Source organism: Terriglobales bacterium, from assembly GCA_035691485.1.
Taxonomy (GTDB): domain Bacteria; phylum Acidobacteriota; class Terriglobia; order Terriglobales; family Acidobacteriaceae; genus JAIQGF01.
Genome location: DASSIZ010000010.1, coordinates 1 through 15885 on the forward strand (window position 1 = coordinate 1; position 15885 = coordinate 15885).

16 protein-coding genes are annotated in these 15885 nt (G+C 60.2%); 6 read left to right on the forward strand and 10 right to left on the reverse strand.

The genetic code is table 11. From position 1 onward, the window contains the following. Positions 1-78: 78 nt before the first annotated feature. Positions 79-345, reverse strand: a complete 267-nt coding sequence (locus VFI82_00770) for a hypothetical protein (protein HET7183185.1) — start codon at positions 343-345, stop codon at positions 79-81. A gap of 390 nt (positions 346-735) precedes the next feature. Between VFI82_00770 and VFI82_00775 the strand changes: the two genes are divergently transcribed. Both VFI82_00775 and VFI82_00780 read left to right on the forward strand, forming a co-directional pair. Further along, positions 736-960 (forward strand): tyrosine-type recombinase/integrase, encoded by a 225-nt coding sequence (locus tag VFI82_00775; GenBank protein ID HET7183186.1) that lies wholly within the window; start codon positions 736-738, stop codon positions 958-960. Positions 961-1468: 508 nt separating this feature from the next. Beyond that, on the forward strand, positions 1469-1876 hold the full coding sequence (locus tag VFI82_00780) for a hypothetical protein (protein ID HET7183187.1): 408 nt from the start codon (positions 1469-1471) through the stop codon (positions 1874-1876). Between the two features lie 219 nt (positions 1877-2095). On the opposite strand, the gene VFI82_00785 is transcribed toward VFI82_00780, so the two are convergent. The 4 genes from VFI82_00785 to VFI82_00800 form a co-directional block, all read right to left on the reverse strand. Continuing rightward, positions 2096-4747: a sialidase family protein gene (locus VFI82_00785; GenBank protein HET7183188.1), complete on the reverse strand. Its 2652-nt coding sequence runs from the start codon at positions 4745-4747 to the stop codon at positions 2096-2098. 735 nt (positions 4748-5482) lie between these two features. Then, entirely contained in the window at positions 5483-5632 is a 150-nt protein-coding gene (locus VFI82_00790; protein ID HET7183189.1) for a lmo0937 family membrane protein, read from the reverse strand. 79 nt (positions 5633-5711) lie between these two features. Continuing rightward, on the reverse strand, positions 5712-6206 hold the full coding sequence (locus tag VFI82_00795) for a ferritin-like domain-containing protein (GenBank protein HET7183190.1): 495 nt from the start codon (positions 6204-6206) through the stop codon (positions 5712-5714). Between the two features lie 28 nt (positions 6207-6234). Then, positions 6235-6588, reverse strand: a complete 354-nt coding sequence (locus tag VFI82_00800) for a hypothetical protein (GenBank protein HET7183191.1) — start codon at positions 6586-6588, stop codon at positions 6235-6237. Between the two features lie 49 nt (positions 6589-6637). Here VFI82_00800 and VFI82_00805 point away from each other — a divergent pair, with 49 nt between their 5' ends. After that, complete coding sequence (locus tag VFI82_00805) at positions 6638-6850, forward strand: YtxH domain-containing protein (protein HET7183192.1); 213 nt, start codon at positions 6638-6640, stop codon at positions 6848-6850. A gap of 67 nt (positions 6851-6917) precedes the next feature. Here VFI82_00805 and VFI82_00810 read toward each other — a convergent pair whose 3' ends face one another. Together VFI82_00810 and VFI82_00815 are read right to left on the reverse strand one after the other, a co-directional pair. After that, complete coding sequence (locus VFI82_00810; GenBank protein HET7183193.1) at positions 6918-7664, reverse strand: nucleotidyltransferase family protein; 747 nt, start codon at positions 7662-7664, stop codon at positions 6918-6920. Then, on the reverse strand, positions 7661-9088 hold the full coding sequence (locus VFI82_00815; protein HET7183194.1) for an RNase adapter RapZ: 1428 nt from the start codon (positions 9086-9088) through the stop codon (positions 7661-7663). Before VFI82_00815 ends, VFI82_00810 begins: the two co-directional genes overlap by 4 nt. Positions 9089-9526: 438 nt before the next feature. On the opposite strand from VFI82_00815, the gene VFI82_00820 reads away from it, so the two are divergent. Further along, positions 9527-10531 carry a branched-chain amino acid transaminase gene (locus tag VFI82_00820; protein ID HET7183195.1) on the forward strand — a complete coding sequence of 335 codons (1005 nt, stop codon included), beginning with the start codon at positions 9527-9529 and terminating at the stop codon, positions 10529-10531. Here the strand turns inward: VFI82_00820 and msrB are convergent. Beyond that, on the reverse strand, positions 10528-10968 hold the full coding sequence (msrB, locus tag VFI82_00825) for a peptide-methionine (R)-S-oxide reductase MsrB (GenBank protein HET7183196.1): 441 nt from the start codon (positions 10966-10968) through the stop codon (positions 10528-10530). The two genes, VFI82_00820 and msrB, sit on opposite strands and share 4 nt — an antisense overlap. Positions 10969-11167: 199 nt before the next feature. Between msrB and VFI82_00830 the strand changes: the two genes are divergently transcribed. Both VFI82_00830 and VFI82_00835 read left to right on the forward strand, forming a co-directional pair. Further along, a complete protein-coding gene (locus VFI82_00830) occupies positions 11168-11371 on the forward strand; it encodes a hypothetical protein (protein HET7183197.1) in 204 nt (67 codons plus the stop codon). Then, positions 11372-11659, forward strand: a complete 288-nt coding sequence (locus tag VFI82_00835) for an OsmC family protein (protein ID HET7183198.1) — start codon at positions 11372-11374, stop codon at positions 11657-11659. 2 nt (positions 11660-11661) lie between these two features. Here the strand turns inward: VFI82_00835 and VFI82_00840 are convergent, their stop codons facing one another. Together VFI82_00840 and VFI82_00845 are read right to left on the reverse strand one after the other, a co-directional pair. Further along, positions 11662-13119 (reverse strand): APC family permease, encoded by a 1458-nt coding sequence (locus VFI82_00840; GenBank protein HET7183199.1) that lies wholly within the window; start codon positions 13117-13119, stop codon positions 11662-11664. A 40-nt stretch (positions 13120-13159) separates the two neighbouring features. Continuing rightward, positions 13160-15865, reverse strand: a complete 2706-nt coding sequence (locus VFI82_00845; protein HET7183200.1) for an NEW3 domain-containing protein — start codon at positions 15863-15865, stop codon at positions 13160-13162. Positions 15866-15885: the final 20 nt, after the last annotated feature.

Genomic DNA, 15885 nt, shown 5'->3' on the forward strand with positions numbered 1-15885 from the left:
TGCAAGTATCTTTGATCACAACAGTAACCCTTATTTGAGTGCTCCTTATTTGAGCGCACTTCAGAGCCGCTGCCTTCATCAACGGCGATGGTTCACGAATGCGACGGCGCGCCAACGTCTGGACCTCAACCGCTCCAATGAGAGGATGAACAAAATCAGCATAGCAGCATTCGCGATCAGAGCTACGTTGGGAGCGATCGCGACCGGCAGGATCGAACCGAATACGCCCGCAATCGCGAGGAACACGGGAACCCAGAGATGGTTATCAGGCCAATCGAAAGAGACAAACACTGCGATTGCCCCTACCCAAATAACAAGCAGCAATAAGATCAGCATCCCGGGCACTTAAATACCTCACTTGTCCTGCTCAATATCCTGCATGTTTGATCGAAAATCTGGTCAGAATTGACCGGTACGGCAGGAAGGTGGCAGGGCATTAGTGATTCAGCGCGCTGGCTCGTGATCCCTCGAAAGACATGCCGGGCCGTCCCCCCGTGTTGGGAACCGCATCCCGGAATTCTGACGAGCTGCGCAAGGCAAACCCAATGCCGTGGATGCGGGCGGTAGCCTTGCCTGACCAGCACAAACACTGCTCGGAGCTGCTATGGCATGTGTGTTGCGAACGCGAATCGGGTGCGCCGGTTCGCTGGCAAGAAGTTCAACTGCACAGCGTTCAGCTAGAGGACAAGTTAATAGCAGATCTCGGACTGGAGCAGATCGCCGACACCGGAATCTATGACTGGCAGAACACGGTATATCGAAGCCGGCGGCGATCCGCTCACGCTGGCGAGATTGATGGGCCATGAAGACCTGAAGACCACGCAAAGGTACGTACACCTTAGCAAGGGGCACCTCGCCAAGTCGCAACAGATCGTGGAGCGTTTCCGCTTGGAACAGGAGTTCGCTGAAGCCGAGCAAGATGCATTGCGCGCTGGCAACGTGAGCACGACGCCGGCGTAAGTTACCCCAGGGAATTTTGTCACATGCGAAAAGCAGATTGCCACATCTCGCCACATCTTGACACGTGCCGACACAACTGCGGTAAGTGGCCGGCGAGCTATCGGTTAGAGGCGAAATGGCACAACGAAAACGGGTTAGCTAAGATGCCCGAAAAACGACTCATAATCCATTGGTCCCAGGTTCAAATCCTGGCGGGCCCACCAAGAAATTTTTCGGTAAGTCTCGAAGCACGACGCCTTAGTAGTATCAGGCGAATCTTGGGTCGATCGGGGAGTGATGCAGGCGTACCCTGCATCTTGACTCAATCGTGACTGGGCCGGCCCTGTTTTGCGACAGAGCAGGCGGATCAGAGCTCCGAGCATCACGCTGAATCACCTGCAGCTCGCTTTGCCATATCTATGCGGCATAAACTGCAACCATCATTTTCCATGCGGACATCCGGCCGCTTCGGGGCAAAGCGGCAAGGATGGGGCGACCGTCTAGAATTGAGATGATAGGAAACAGACCTATGACGTCGCGTGTGGCAATGCTGTTCGCCGTGTTCTTGGCGATGGTGTCCGCGAACTCGGCGCAGGGGGACAAGGATGGATGGAAAACGGGGCGAATCTCCACCGTCCGGGTGCTGGAACGGGCCGAGGACGGAGGTTCGGTGACGCCGCCCGTCGAGGACAACGGCACGCATATAAGGGGCAGAGGCTATGGCGCCATTGCCTATGTCGTGTTGAAAAGCGGCAAGGATACTTACCAGACGCAATACGCCGGTGGAGATCCGGGCGCGCTGGAGCCGCTGCGGGGCCGGACAGTCCAGTTCCGTATTGCAGGCAGCAAACTCTACCTGAAGCGCACCACCGGCGAGCCTCTTGAGCTGCAAATCCTGCCCGCCAGACGGCCGCCGGCGGAAGTTCCTCACAATTAGCAACAGGCGATCCCTTCGCGGGGGCGGGGATGTACAAGTGTCCGGGAAGGCCACGGCTATAGCCTGTGTATGGGCGCGCAATTCACTGGCTGAAGCGAATCGCTTCCTAGCGGGCGCTAAAGCCCGATTTTATTGGCTGCACGGCAGCGCGACTGAAATCGTGCCCACAAAAAAAGGAGCAGGCTTTGGGCCTGCTCCCGAGCAACAACAGGTTAGGGTTTACGGCTGGGCTGCGGGCGCGACCACGCTCTTCACCACGATGTTGTCTACGGACACACCGCAGGCGGTATGGGTCGGCCGGACGTTGGTGCAGATGCCGCTGCTGTCCTGCGCGTACTCGAAGCGCAATTGCACCGTGCTGCCCGCCATGCCGGGAAGCCGCAGGCGGACATGCTGCGGGCCATTGGAGAATCCGGCCCACATGGACATGTCCCCGTTGGGGAAGTAGTTTGCACTGGAGCTACGGGGTTCATGCTTGGGCATGCTCTGGATGGCTCCGGTGGTGAACTCGTCGGCAAAGGTTTCCAGCAGATTGGAACGCGTCAATCTTCCCGCCGTGCTGTCGAAAATGCGCAGGAAGAAGCCGTCGTAGGCGAGGATGTTGTAGAACGGGTCGTCTTCCGTGTCGTAGCAGACGTCCATGTCAATGGTGACCCAGGTGGCGTTCGACGGAATGGAGAACGTGGGAGATAACAAGCGCTCCCAGCGTCCCGGGCTACCGCCGGCCGGGCCGTCATTGGCGTTGATGTGGAAGGCTGCGTTGGAGGAACCGCAGAAGTTGTTGCGCGTGGTCCACGGAACGGTGTTTTGTCCCGCCCCGTGAGCTGCGCTCCATCCGGCCGGCAAGGCGCCGGGCGCCACGCCGTCAAAATTCTCGGACAGCAGCACGGTGGAGACGGGCGAGCCGGTGAGCTGCGTGTATTTCAGCACATCGTCGGCATGCTCGGCGCTGCGGATGGTGAACACCAGCTCGATGGGCGTTCCGGGCACGAATCCGGCCGTCGTCTGGATAACAAACGGCGTCTTGTTGGCGCCGGTCTGTCCCGGATCGAGGTTGGGAATCGGGGAAAAGCCCTGGACGATGTTGACGTTGTCCGTGGTTGTGGCCAGCGAGGCCGTGGCGCCACGCACCTTGTCGGCGTTGAGCGGGTTGGTGACGTAGTTGCGGAAGATCGCGTTGAGCGTAACGGTCTCGTTCGGGTCGATGAAGCCGTTCCCACCGCTGTCGGTGGCAGCGACGTTCATCAGGTCAAGAGTTGTTGCCTTGAACTTGTGATCGGCTTCGGGCCGGCGGACGAAGGTGACGTCCGGCACGGTAAAGCTGGTGGACCCAGGCTCGCCGTCGGCGAAGCCAGCGGGAGGCCTATAAGTGTAGGCAAAGGTGGCAAACAACTCGCCGCCCTGCGCCACCGCCTGATTGTAGTCGCCGAGGTTTGGTTGTCCGGTATCGTTGCCCCAACCGGCGTGGAAGGTGCGATCGGAGAGCTGCAGCGGCTGCTTCCAGCTCGTTCCGCCGTCATCCGAGTAGGTGGTGGTGACCTGAGTGAGATCGCCCGTCGCGGCGGGTCCTTGGTCGTAAAAGAAAACCCAGACCCTGCCGGTGGTCGAGTCGACCGTGACCCAGGGATACCACTGCGAGCGGTCATTGCCCGGCCGGCTGTTGAGGATGATCGGGGTCGAGAAGTGCAGGCCGTTGTCGGTGCTGCGGGTGAAATAGATGTCGTCGCCGTCCTGCAAATTGTTGTTGCCATAGACGACGTAAACCGCGCCGCTCTTCTGGTCCACCGCCATGGCGGGGGAATTGTTAGGGCGGTCGTTGCCGATCTCGTAGTCGGAGGCGAAGAAGATGCCGTTGCCCAGTTCCAGAGGCGTGTGCCAGGTAGCGCCGTTGTCCACGGAGCGTGCAAACGCGATGCTCTGGAAATAGAAGCCGGTGAACCTTCTCCAAGCGACGTAGGCATTGGTGCCGTTGCCGGCAAAGCGCGGGATGGAAGACTGGCCGTCCTCAGCAATGGCAGAGACAATTTTCCCGGTTGACCAGGTGGGCGGATTGGCGGTCAGGATGTTGTCGGAGTAGGTGGTCCTGATCTCGACACCGCCGGGGGCGGCCGGGGTGAAGTTGCTCCAGCTCATGATGACGCGCCCGGTGGCGGTATCCACGTCTATGAACTCCTTGTCGGCGGCATCACGGGGCGAGCCGCTCCCCGACAGCAGCCCGTTGGGATTGGTGGCGGCGGTCACCTCGAACGGTCCCGTCCAGGTGTGGCCGCAGTCGGTGGAGCGATGAACGCTCATGGTCTGCACCGTGCGGGTGGCGGAGAACTTCTTGACCATGATCGACGAATAGACGAAGTTGCACGCACCCAGGTACTTTATATCGGGATCGCCGAAGACCTGCGGGTACTTGGTGGTGCCGATGATGTCGGTACCCGGCGTGGGCAGTTGTCCGCCGTCAACGAAGGTCTTACCGCCGTCGTCGGAGTACATGAAGCCGGAAACCGAGGTCGGGTTCAGGCTGAAGCCACGGGTATCATTGAAACCGATCACGATGTGCTGGCCGGTGCTGTCAACTGCGATGGAAGTTTCGGCCTGGCCGCCGGCGATGACAACATCGTCATCGCCGCAATCGGCGGGATTGTCACATCCAATTTTGTCGAAACTGTTGTTGCCGGAGACAGTGGGCAGAACAAATCCCTTCGCCTCCAAGGCGGCGTTGACTTTCGCGGCCGCCTCGCCCATGGCCGACATGCGTCCATCAGCGCTCTGGGCCTTACCACTGTTAATATTTGGTTTCTTCTGCGCCGCGGAGATTCCGCACAGCGCAAGCAGCAACACGCATACCACGGACAGGGCCTCGATACGTTGAAACATAAATGACTCCTTTATTGTTTTTTCCCTTTTCACTGGCCGGCTGATTGAAAAGCGCCGGCATGCAGATTTACGGGAATGAGGAGAACCGCCGGCGACCGATTTGACCACCCGCGAGAGAAAGAGAAAACTGGATTGCGTCGTTCGCGTTCGCATGAGTTGGGTACAGAAAGCGCCGACGGACTTCAGGGGGGAGAAGGACGTATTCCCTTATTGCCTGATTCCTTTATTGCCTGATCCTTCAGCGGGGCTTGCTCAACTCTTGGGAGAGCGAACGGCATGCTAGCCCAACCAGGAGCTATATGCAACGCGGGAAAGCCGCGCCCCGAATAGCCTTTCCGGCTACGCCATCTTTGTGCTTGACGCCCGGCGGCTGGGCGGGGTCGACAACTGTGACCGGAGGCAGCCGCGTTTGCTGACACATGCAACGCTCGCTGTCCTTTTTTGTGTTCGGTGCTGCGGGCGAAACTGGAAAATTTGCCTGATTGGCGAAATACCGGAAGGTCAGGAGTTCCTCCCAAGCGCAGGTGGGTCACAGAAGTGTTCTGCACGGGAAGCCAGAACTCGCCCAGCGGACGACCGCCTTGGAGAGGTCGCCCGCAGTCTGTGGCGCATCAGGCGTGGCAGGGCACCGCGTCGGAAGTCCGCTAGCCGGCGGCTAGCCGTACGATCGTGGTCCAGTGGCGCACCTGGACCGGACCATGCTCGTTAGGTCTGACGGCTTTCGTCCTTCAATAGTTAAACCACCGTCCTGCGGCCGCTCAGCAAGTTGATCAGCAGCACGATCACGGCTACGACCAACAGCAGGTGTATCAGACTGCCAGCCACGTGAAATCCAAAGCCCAGCAGCCACAGTACCAGCAGAATCACAAATATGGTCCAGAGCATAAACTTCTCCTTCCAGCGATTGAGAAACGGCGTTTTCTAAATCGAGAACTGCGTTTTCGCGCAGCCGGTAGTTTCCGTATTACGCGGCTTTCCTGGCCTGCACGTTGATGGACTTCGCAAGCGTCGTCAGCTTCTCGTCGGTTGTCTTTTCTTCCTCGAGCGTTTCCCGCAGGAGCTTGGCGGCGTTCGTATCTCCGAGCAGCTCGGCGTAGGTGCGCACGCAACCGTAGCCGGCGATTTCATAGTGCTCGACGTGTTGCGCCGCCGCGATCAGCCCGGCATCCAGTACTTCCGCATCCGCGTCTTGCTGGATCAGCTCTTTGCCTTCCTCGATCAGACCTTCCATGCCCTTGCACTTCTTTCCCCTGGGACTTTCATCGAGTTCCTTGAAGATTTTCTCCAGCCGTTGGACCTGGTTCCGGGTTTGTTCAAGGTGCTCCTCAAAACCGGCCTTCAATTTCGGGGAAGATGCCGCCTTAATCATCTTCGGCAAAGCTTTCAGAATCTGGTTCTCCGCCGAATACAGGTCTTTCAATTCCTCAACGTACAGCTCACGCAGCGATTCCAATTCCATTTCCCGCCTCCGTAAAAAGTGTTCCCACTTACGAAGGCCCGGCTGAATCCGAGGTTGTATCGAAGCATTTGTCGAGCCGGCAGCTCTCGAATCGGTGCAACCTCGAAGATGCAATTAGCACCAGAGTTAAAAGTGCAGTCCAGAAAACGGGGAAAACAACATGGAAGATCGCAAGCAAGGCAATCCAGGGCAGCAGCAGGGGAATCCGGGGCAGCAGCAGGGGAATCCGGGGCAGCAGCAGGGCGGCCAGAATCGGCCGGACCAGCAGAACCGCAAGCCCGGCGAAAACCAATCCGACCAGCAGCAGCAACGCAAACCAGGCCAGGGCAGCGGACAGCCCGGCCAGGACAAGAATCGCGAAGACGTTGCTTAGAGAAACCACGAGCCCCCTCCTTTTTCAGGAGGGGGTTCCTTGCGACCAAGGGGGAACGATGAAGAATTTTCTTGCAGGACTAGGGATCGGGGTCGGCTTGGGCGTGCTGTTTGCGCCTATGCGCGGCGACGACGCGCGGCAGTTGATTGCCAAGCGCGCCGGCGAAATGGCCGACACCGCTCGGGATCAATATCAGCAGGTACGTGACAAGACGCAAGCGACGATGAGCGCCCTTCGCGAAGACACGCTAAGGACCGGCACGGAACGTTAATCCTTCAAACCTGATTTCTGTTTCTGCGGCGCGGCCACCAATCGCGTGGCCGCTGCCGGCTACCCGGTTACAGGCTGAGTCGCCCGGCATTCAAGTCCGCGGCGGCTTGCGCGACATGCTCCGGCTTGCCAAGATCGCGCCAGTAGGCGTCCGTCAGAAGTCCCTGGATCTTTTCTCCCTCCCCCGAGAGTCGCAAATAAACCGGAATAATCGGAAACGCGCCTTCTTCGTTGATGCGCGACAGCAGTCGTGGCGAAACCACATGGATGCCAGCAAACGCCAGCGGCCGCGCCAGCGATGAGTTCCGAACCAGTTCGGCATTGCCATCGCGTCCCGCCTGGCGCCCGCAGAGTTGCATCTGCTGATCGAAAAGCAGGTACCGCGAAGTTGGCCGCTCCTGGACTGCCAGAGTGACCAGAGCGTCATGCTCAGCGTGGAAGTTCACCATGCGGCGGAGGTCTACCCTGCTGATCACGTCCACGTTATGCACGATGAATGGCTGTTCCCGGCCGGCCGCATCCTCCAGAAAAAACCAGGCGGCTTTCTTCAACCCGCCGCCGGTGTCAAGCAGCACGTCTTCGCGCGAAATCTCGATGCGCATACCGAAATTTTCGCGCGCATGCAGGTACTCAATCACCATGTCCGCATAATGATGCACGTTGACGATGACTTCGCGGACACCGAAGCTGCGCAGGCGGCTGAGCGTAATTTCAAGCAGCGCGCGCCCGCCGACCTCCACCAGCGCCTTAGGCCGGTCGTTGGTGAGCGGCCGCAGGCGCGTCCCCAGCCCGGCCGCGAATACCATCGCCTTCATTCTCCGGACTCTTCCAACGCAAGATGCCGCACCTGCACATCCAAGCCATTGCGTTCGCGTAGATGCTTGCCCAGTTGTTCGGCCATGTAGACCGAGCGGTGCCGGCCGCCGGTGCAGCCGAAGGACACCATCAGGTTCTTGAAGCCACGGCTCTGATAATTGCCGATGCTGGCGTCCACCAGCGACTTCACGCTGGCGAAATACTGGCGCGCGCTCTCCTGCTGTTCCAGGTATTCGATGACCGGGGCGTCCTTTCCGGTGAGTGGCCGGAAACGCTCGTCGCGTCCGGGGTTGGGAATGCTGCGGGTATCGAAAACAAATCCTCCGCCGTGGCCGGTGTCATCCTTCGGCAGCCCGCGATGAAATGAAAAGCTGAAAATCCGCACCTGCAGCTTGTCGGAACTCAACGACACCGTCTGCAACCGGTCGGAACCCAGCATCGCCTGGAACGCCTTGGTGAGTTCCGGCAAAGGAACCGGCAACTCGGCATTGTGCAGCAGCCAGCGGATGTTTTTCAGTGCGTACGGCACGCTTTGCAGGAAATGCGGTTTGCGCTCGTAAAAGCCGCGGAAGCCGTAGGCGCCAAGGGCCTGCATGATGCGAACGTACACGTACGCGTAGTAATGGTGCATGAACGCATCGCGGCCGACGTCAGCATAGCGGGCGAGGTTGTCGAGGTATTCGTCGAGCAATTGCTGCCGGACTTCCGGCGGCAGGTCGGCCTTGGCGTCGTACAACAGCGAAGCTACGTCGTACTGCAATGCGCCCTTGCGTCCGCCCTGGTAGTCGACGAAGTACGCCTCTCCGTCGCGCAGCATTACGTTGCGCGATTGAAAGTCGCGATAGAGAAAATAATCGCGCGGCGCGCTCAGCAGAAATTTGGTCAGCCGCCCAAAATCATCTTCCAGCGCCTGCTCATTGAAGGGAACACCGGCCAGCCGCAGAAAATAATATTTGAAATAGTTCAGGTCCCAATGGATGGACTGGCGATCGAAACTGCCGCGCGGATAGCAGACCTTGTAATTGAGATCGCGGCCGGCTTCGACTTGGAACCGGGGCAGTATCGCGATGACCTTGCGATAGGCGTCCATCGCTTCGCGGCCAATCTCGCTGCCGTTGCGATGGCGGCTGAGGAATTCAAACAGGGTGACGTCGCCCAGGTCTTCTTCCAGATAAGCGCCACGCGACAAATCCTCCTCGTAGATTTCCGGTACCGGCAAGCCATGGCGCCGAAAATGATGCGAAAATTCCAGGAAGGCCGCGTTCTCTTCCTTCACCTCGTACAGAATGCCGATGGCGCTGGTCTTTTCTGCCGCCAGCCGGATGATGCGGCGGCCGGAGCCGCCGAGCTGTCCTTGCAGCGGCTGAACCCGCATCACTGCGGTATGAAAATGCTGCTCAAAAAGCTTGTCGAGAATGTCCATGAAACCCTGATCACGCGGCCGATGCCCGGCCATCGGCGCTGGTTACGTGAGTGAATACAAAGACCTGGCGTCGTGAGCGGCGGAACAAATTCCGCCGCTACACCATCGCGCCTACTAAAGATACCATCCGAAGGTTCTGAAAATGCGGCTTGGAGACCGGTAAATCCCGGCCCCGCCTACCATCGGACAAAACTGCTTTTTTTCATCCCACGCATCGAAAACTTGCGTTCGCGTTCGGGGTCCGTGCGCCTTATATTGCACAGTAAGAATGTCTGTCTGCCTCGAAAGCATCGGCGCGGTAGGCCGCACGATTGCGTGCCTTGTAAGCCGCGTCATGGCGGAGGGCGGGTAAAGTTAACACAGTAACAACCCCAAACCCACCGCCCGATCAGCGGTGGGTTTTTCATTCGTACGGACCGCAGTACCAGGAACGATTTTATGCCAGCGACTTCGAAGTACATCTGGATGAGCGGCAAGCTCGTCCGCTATGAAGATGCCACGGTTCACTTCATGACGCCTGCCCTGCACTACGGCATCGGCGTCTTCGAGGGAATCCGCTGCTACTCGACAGCCTCCGGTCCAGCCATCTTTCGCCTGCAGGACCACATGCGGCGACTGCTGGACTCGGCGCGCGTGCTCGGCTTCCGCGACCTGCCTTTTACCTTCGAGCAATTATGCGAGGCGGCAAGAGAGGTGGTCGCGGCCAACGGCTTCCATGAATGCTACATCCGGCCGCTCATCTACCTGGCGGAGGGTGGCTGGAACCTCACGCTCGATACCGGCGTTCCCCATGCCGCCATCGCGGTCTGGAAATGGGAGACCTACTTCGGAGAAGAGGCGCTGGAGCGCGGGGTGCGGGCCAACGTCTCTTCCTTCACTCGTCACCATTCCAACGTCATGATGACGAAGGCGAAGATTTCGGGTAACTACGCCAACTCCGTGCTCGCCCGCACCGAGTCGCTGCGCCTCGGCTTTGAAGAGGCCATCATGCTCGATCCGCAGGGATACGTGGCGGAATGTACCGGAGAAAACATTTTCCTGGTGCGCCGCGGCGCCTTGCACACACCGCATGCGGCCGCCATCCTGGAAGGCATCACCCGCGACAGCCTCATCGTGCTTGCGCGCGCTCTCGGGCTCAGAATCGTCGAGGAGCCGGTCTCACGCGACCAGCTCTACATTGCCGACGAGGTCTTCGTCTGCGGCACCGCGGCCGAGGTCATCGCGCTGCGCGAAATTGACGGCCGCACCATCGGCTCCGGTAAAGCCGGACCGGTCACGCGCGTGCTCCAGCGCGAATACGCCGACGCCATCCACGGCCGGCATTCGCTTTCAAAACTTTGGCTGGATCCGGTGCCGGTGGACCGCTCGCATGCGCGCGAAGCCCCTCTGTTCAACCGTCCCGCTGGTGAAAACAGGCCGGAGTTGCAGGCCGACGGCGATTAGCCTGCCTTCTTCTCTTCCGACGATGCGGGCTTCTCTCCGGAGGAGGAAGGCACCAGCTTCAGCGCCGCCGAGTTGATGCAGTGGCGCACGCCGGTGGGCCTTGGCCCATCGGGGAAGACGTGGCCGAGGTGAGCGTCGCAGCGGGCGCAGCGCACTTCGGTCCGTGTCATGCCGAAGCTGCGGTCAGTGTTGGTGGCGACGCTCTCCTCTTTCGCGGGCGCGTAGAAACTCGGCCAGCCTGTTCCTGAGTCGAACTTGGTTTCCGAGCTGTAGAGCGGCTCACCGCAACAGACGCAGGTGTACATTCCCTTGTCCTTGCTGTTCCAATACTCGCCGGTAAACGCCCGCTCGGTTCCGTGTTCGCGCGTCACGTGATACTGCTCCGGCGTAAGCTGCTTCCGCCATTCCGCTTCAGCTTTTTCGATTCTGTCTGCCATGACACTGTTATGGATGCGCCGGGCGGGCAATTGGCTCATCGGATATTCGTCCGACGGGCGTGCAGGTCTGCACGCAAGCCCCCCTGGGGCGGGCCGCGCCGGCTCGGCGGAATGAATTGCGCCGCTGCACCTGACTGCAAATCGGTTGAATCCAGCCGCCGCCCGACGCCTCCAATAAACGGACGAGTGGAGGTCTGCAATGGGGGATGTCGTCTACGTATCCAACGTGAAGATCACGCGCAAGTCAGGACCGCTGCGCGTGGCTGAACTTCCCGGCGAAGCCCAGCCGGTGAGCTTCAGCGTGCATGGCGCCATCGCTAAACATTACGGCATCGACACCGCGCGCCTGAAGGAATCGCACTCCGCCACCATCGACTACGTCATCGCCGCGCTCGGCGGTTGAATGCTCGGCACCTTTGCGGGCGCGCTGGATGCGCGTCAAATCGATGCCAAGAACGACCGCCTCACCGCCGAGGTCAGGGGCGAAATCGAATCCGAAGACGGCGTGCTCGTCATCCGGCGCGTGCACGTTCGCTTTCAACTCAAGGCCGCGGGAAACGTGCGCGACACGGTGGAGCGTGTGCACTCCGTCTATAAGGACAAATGCCCGGTCTATCGCTCTCTGCGGCCGGCCTTCGAAATCACGTCGGCGTACGAGCTTGTGGCCGACGGAGGCGTTGGGACTTCCTGATTTCAAGGGCGCTCCGGCTCAGCATGCGGTTCGTCGAACGGCCATTCCCGGCGCCGTAGCGAACGCACCAGGTACACCACGGTTCCCGCGATCAGCAGGATCACTGCGTAGCGCACTTCTTTCAGGAAATTTTTTCTTTCCACCAGGACGAATACGAAACCCGCGGTGGCCAGCAGCGCCGGCAAAGGGTAGAGCCACATTCGAAACGGCCGCGGCAGTTCCGGGCGTTTCACCCGCAGCACAATGACTCCCACCGTCTGAAATAAAAACTGAATCATGATGCGAATTACAACCAGGGCGGTGATGATGTCCGCCAGCCGCAGGAAACATGCCGCGATCGCGACCGCGCCCAACGCGAGCAGCGAGACATACGGGAACCTTCCTTTGGCGTGCACGCGCGCGAACGCCCGGAAGTAATTGCCGTCAACTGCCGCCGCGTACGGCACGCGGGAATATCCGAGCAGGAGCGAGAACACTGATGCGAATGCCGTCCACATGATCAGGGCGGTCACTGCACGCGCCGCCCATGGCCCATAAACTCGCGCCATGAAGGTGGATGCCACGTAGAAATGCGTACTCGATCGCGCCGCGGCATCCAACTCCCGCCACGGCAGCACGCCCAGCATGCTGATGTTCATCACCACGTACATGCAGGCGACCAGAACGATCGAGAGCAGCAGGGCACGCGGGATGGTGCGCCCCGGATCCTTCACCTCGCCACCGAGAAAGCAAATGTTGTAATAACCCCAATAGTCGTACGTCGCCACCAGCATCGCGGCGCCGAGGCCGAGAAAGAAATCGTGGTTCAATCGGAAGGCGCCGGGTGGAAAGCTGAATGCTTGCGCCGCGTTGAAGTGGGTGAGTCCGGCAAAAATAATCCAAAGCACCGTGCCAATCACGCCTACCCACAGAAAGCGCGAGATCCAGCCGACCGCCGTAATTCGCCGGTACAGCAAGATCACGGCGGCAATGACCGCGCCGATCGCGACAAACGTTCCCGCGTTCACTACCACTTGCGCTTCCAGCGGCCCGAGCACCGGCAGGACGATCCGGAAGTGCCGGCCGGCAAGGGTGCGCTCCAGCGCCGGCCAATAATAGCTTCCGTACTGTGCCAGACCGATGCAGCCGGACGCGATCGACAACGGCGCGCTGAACGACAGCTGCCAGATGAACAGGAAAGAGAGCATACGGCCCAGCCGCTTGGGCCCGTAGATTTCTTTCAGATAACGATAGGACCCGCCCGACCCGGGCAGCGCCGCGCCCAGTTCCGCCCATACCAGCCCGTCGCAGATGGCGAAGAACGCGCCCAGGATCCAGCCCAGCATGGCCTGCGGCCCGCCCATGGCGCTGACGATCAGCGGCATGGTGATGAACGGCCCCACGCCGATCATGTCGATCATGTTCAGCGCGGTCGCGTTCGCCAGCCCGACGCCGCGGATCAGCTCGCGATCATTTTCCATTCGCTCCGGCCGCACCCGGCATGGTGCCGCCGCTCACTTTCTACTGTGACGCGCTCGCGCTCAACAGGTTGACGAACAGCCGCACTGCCCCCGGAACTCCTGCCGGCAACTGGCGGAAAAACGCGTAACCGGTGTAGATGTACAAACCCTTGCCATAAGGGGCCACCAGAAGCCCGCCCTCGCGCTCCGGTTCGCCGGGGTCATGCGAGGCCAGCAGCGGCTTGAAGTGCGGGTCCCAGGAGCTCATGAAATACAGGCCTCGCTCCTGCACCCAGCCGCTGAAGTCCGCCATCGGGATCGGGTTCGGAGTATGGAAAATCGGGTTGGAGGGGTCCAGGATCCGCACCGGCGCCTCTTCCACCGTCACACGTTCACTGCTCAGCGTGGCCGGATAAGGCGTAAAGTGCCCGCCATTGAACACGCCCACCGACGCGTTGTACTGCACGACCAGTGTGCCGCCGTTGTTCACGTAATCCAGCAGGCGTTGGTTGTAAGCGCGCACGTCGGTGCGCACGTCGTAGGCGCGAATGCCGAGCACGACCGTGTGATACCGGCTGAGATCGCCGCTCACCAGTTCGGCGGGCGAAATCATGTCCAGGTGCACCCCAAGGTCCTGCAGCAGGGAGGGGATTTCGTCGCCTGCACCCATGATGTATCCGACGCGCAAGTTTTCCGGCACGGTCACATTGACGGCGCTGAGCTTCTGCAAGGCCGGATAGTAATAATAGAAATCCCCGATATCGTGGCGCCCGATCACATCGTAGCCTTCCCGGTACTGCTTGCCGTCGTAGTCGAGGACGGCGCTCATCGGGTAAACGCCCTCTTGCAATGGCGGCGACTGCACGCTGAATGTGAAATTCTTGTACTCCTGATCCGCCGAAAAATTGGCGGCCTGCGATGCCGGCGTCACCTGCCAACCCGCGGGCGCTTGCAGGTGGATGTTGCTGCGAGCCGCGCCGTTGACGTCATTGCGCACACCCACCGTAATGCCAAACGGACCGCGGCGCTGCGTCGAAATCACCCGCACCGGCGGATCAATTTCAATGGAGAGCGGCGGGCCCACCGCGAGCGGCCGCTCCAATTGTCCGTACGTCGGATCCACCCACTTCACTTGCACCGGCACCGTAACTTCGCTTTCGACTCCCGCGATCTCATAGACTGCGCGCGCGATCACCGGGGGCGGCGGCAGCGGCAACGTGGCGTATTGCGGATCATCGATCTTGTATACAGCCTGCTGCGAATTATCGCGATGCCAGTACGGCCGGGTGTACGACGCGTTCTCAGGCACAGTCACCCGAAACTGTGTCGACGCCTGTTGATTCGTCTTAAGCTGCCCCATTTGTTCCGTGATTTTTGCCGGTTCGCTCTTCCACTCGGATGGCACACTGAGCTCCATATATTTGGCGTTAATCGCCTGGCCGCCACGGTTGTACAGGCGCGCCGTCACTGTGAACGTCTGGCCCGGTACAGCCATCAGAAATGTCTGTTCCTGGCGAAAGAATCCGAAGAATGTCTGCTCGTGCTCTGGGTCTACCGACGCCTGCAGTAGCAGGCCCAGCGCAATGTTGATGGCCTGCTGCAGTTGCTGTTGCTTGGCATCGAGTTCGAATTGAATTTGATCACGATGGCGGCAACCGGCGTCTCCCCGGTTCGTGCAGCCGATGTTCTGCGCGCGCCCAAGCTCCGCGTGAACCGTCCGCACCTTCTGCAGAGCTCTTGCCAGCAGTTCAGCTGTCACCGAGGGATCCGTCGGGCGATACCCGGCTTCCGCTTGCGCGATCAGATGATCGACTTCGGCAAGACCTGCCCGCAGAAATGGTGCATTCTTCTCCTGCTCCCCAAGCCGTGAAGCCAGCCCTGGCAGCGTCGTGTCAATGCCGTCGAAAAAACTTTTTTCCTCGCCGTGCGGCTGCGGCAGAACGGTGTCCGCCAGCTTGTAGGTGCGAAAAATGTCTCCGGCCGGATTGTAGAAGCCGCCGACTCCCTGCGACATCTGGTGCTTCAATCCCTCGGTGGCAAACTGCGCGTAGGACATGCCGAGAATCGGGTCGTAGGTCCCGGTGTTCAGCTTCAACGTCGCGCCTTCCTCGCCGCGCACGTTCCCGATGTACAGCTTCTTCGCTTGCCAAGGCTGCAGCCCCTCGCGAATCTGCTCCGGAAAACGATTCGCATCGGCGGCAGCATGAAACGCTTCCCGTGACAGGATCCCCGCAGCCTGGTGATTTCCGTGGCCGTCGCGGCTGCTGCCGTCGAAGCGCGACACGATCACGTCAGGCCGGAAGGTGCGGATCACGCGCACCATGTCAGCCAGCGCGATGTTGTGCCCGCCCCATTTCTCAAATGTCTCCTCTGCCGTTTTCGAATATCCGAAATCCGCCACCCGCGTGAACCGCTGTTCCACGCCGTAAAAGCGGTCCGCTTCCAGCAGTTCCAGCGTGCGCAGGATTCCGAGTTCATCCAGCAGCGCGGCCCCGAACTTGTTCTGTCCGCCTTCGCCACGGTTCAGCGTCAGCATCATCGCCTCGGTACCCTGCCCGCGCGCTTCATACGCCAGCATGCTGCCGTCGTCATCGTCGGGATGCGCCGTGGTGTGGAGCAGGCGCGCCGTGGTGCGAAGCCGGGCGAACATCTGCGCCAGCGCGTCGGACCCGTGGTCTTGCGCGGGAATTTCCTGCGCACTGACCCCGCAGATGAACACCAGTGCCAGAACAAAGTACGCCAGACCGGACCGCCAGCCGTGGGCCATCTTCTCTCCTCGGAAAACTC

Excerpts from the sequence above, each read along its gene's own strand:
- msrB (HET7183196.1), bottom strand. The coding sequence starts at position 10,968 with ATGGCAGACAGAATCGAAAAAGCTGAAGCGGAATGGCGGAAGCAGCTT.
- VFI82_00815 (HET7183194.1), bottom strand. The coding sequence starts at position 9,088 with ATGGACATTCTCGACAAGCTTTTTGAGCAGCATTTTCATACCGCAGTG.
- VFI82_00845 (HET7183200.1), bottom strand. The coding sequence starts at position 15,865 with ATGGCCCACGGCTGGCGGTCCGGTCTGGCGTACTTTGTTCTGGCACTG.
- VFI82_00830 (HET7183197.1), top strand. The coding sequence starts at position 11,168 with ATGGGGGATGTCGTCTACGTATCCAACGTGAAGATCACGCGCAAGTCA.
- VFI82_00805 (HET7183192.1), top strand. The coding sequence starts at position 6,638 with ATGAAGAATTTTCTTGCAGGACTAGGGATCGGGGTCGGCTTGGGCGTG.
- VFI82_00810 (HET7183193.1), bottom strand. The coding sequence starts at position 7,664 with ATGAAGGCGATGGTATTCGCGGCCGGGCTGGGGACGCGCCTGCGGCCG.
- VFI82_00790 (HET7183189.1), bottom strand. The coding sequence starts at position 5,632 with ATGCTCTGGACCATATTTGTGATTCTGCTGGTACTGTGGCTGCTGGGC.
- VFI82_00795 (HET7183190.1), bottom strand. The coding sequence starts at position 6,206 with ATGGAATTGGAATCGCTGCGTGAGCTGTACGTTGAGGAATTGAAAGAC.
- VFI82_00835 (HET7183198.1), top strand. The coding sequence starts at position 11,372 with ATGCTCGGCACCTTTGCGGGCGCGCTGGATGCGCGTCAAATCGATGCC.
- VFI82_00785 (HET7183188.1), bottom strand. The coding sequence starts at position 4,747 with ATGTTTCAACGTATCGAGGCCCTGTCCGTGGTATGCGTGTTGCTGCTT.
- VFI82_00775 (HET7183186.1), top strand. The coding sequence starts at position 736 with ATGACTGGCAGAACACGGTATATCGAAGCCGGCGGCGATCCGCTCACG.
- VFI82_00840 (HET7183199.1), bottom strand. The coding sequence starts at position 13,119 with ATGGAAAATGATCGCGAGCTGATCCGCGGCGTCGGGCTGGCGAACGCG.
- VFI82_00820 (HET7183195.1), top strand. The coding sequence starts at position 9,527 with ATGCCAGCGACTTCGAAGTACATCTGGATGAGCGGCAAGCTCGTCCGC.
- VFI82_00780 (HET7183187.1), top strand. The coding sequence starts at position 1,469 with ATGACGTCGCGTGTGGCAATGCTGTTCGCCGTGTTCTTGGCGATGGTG.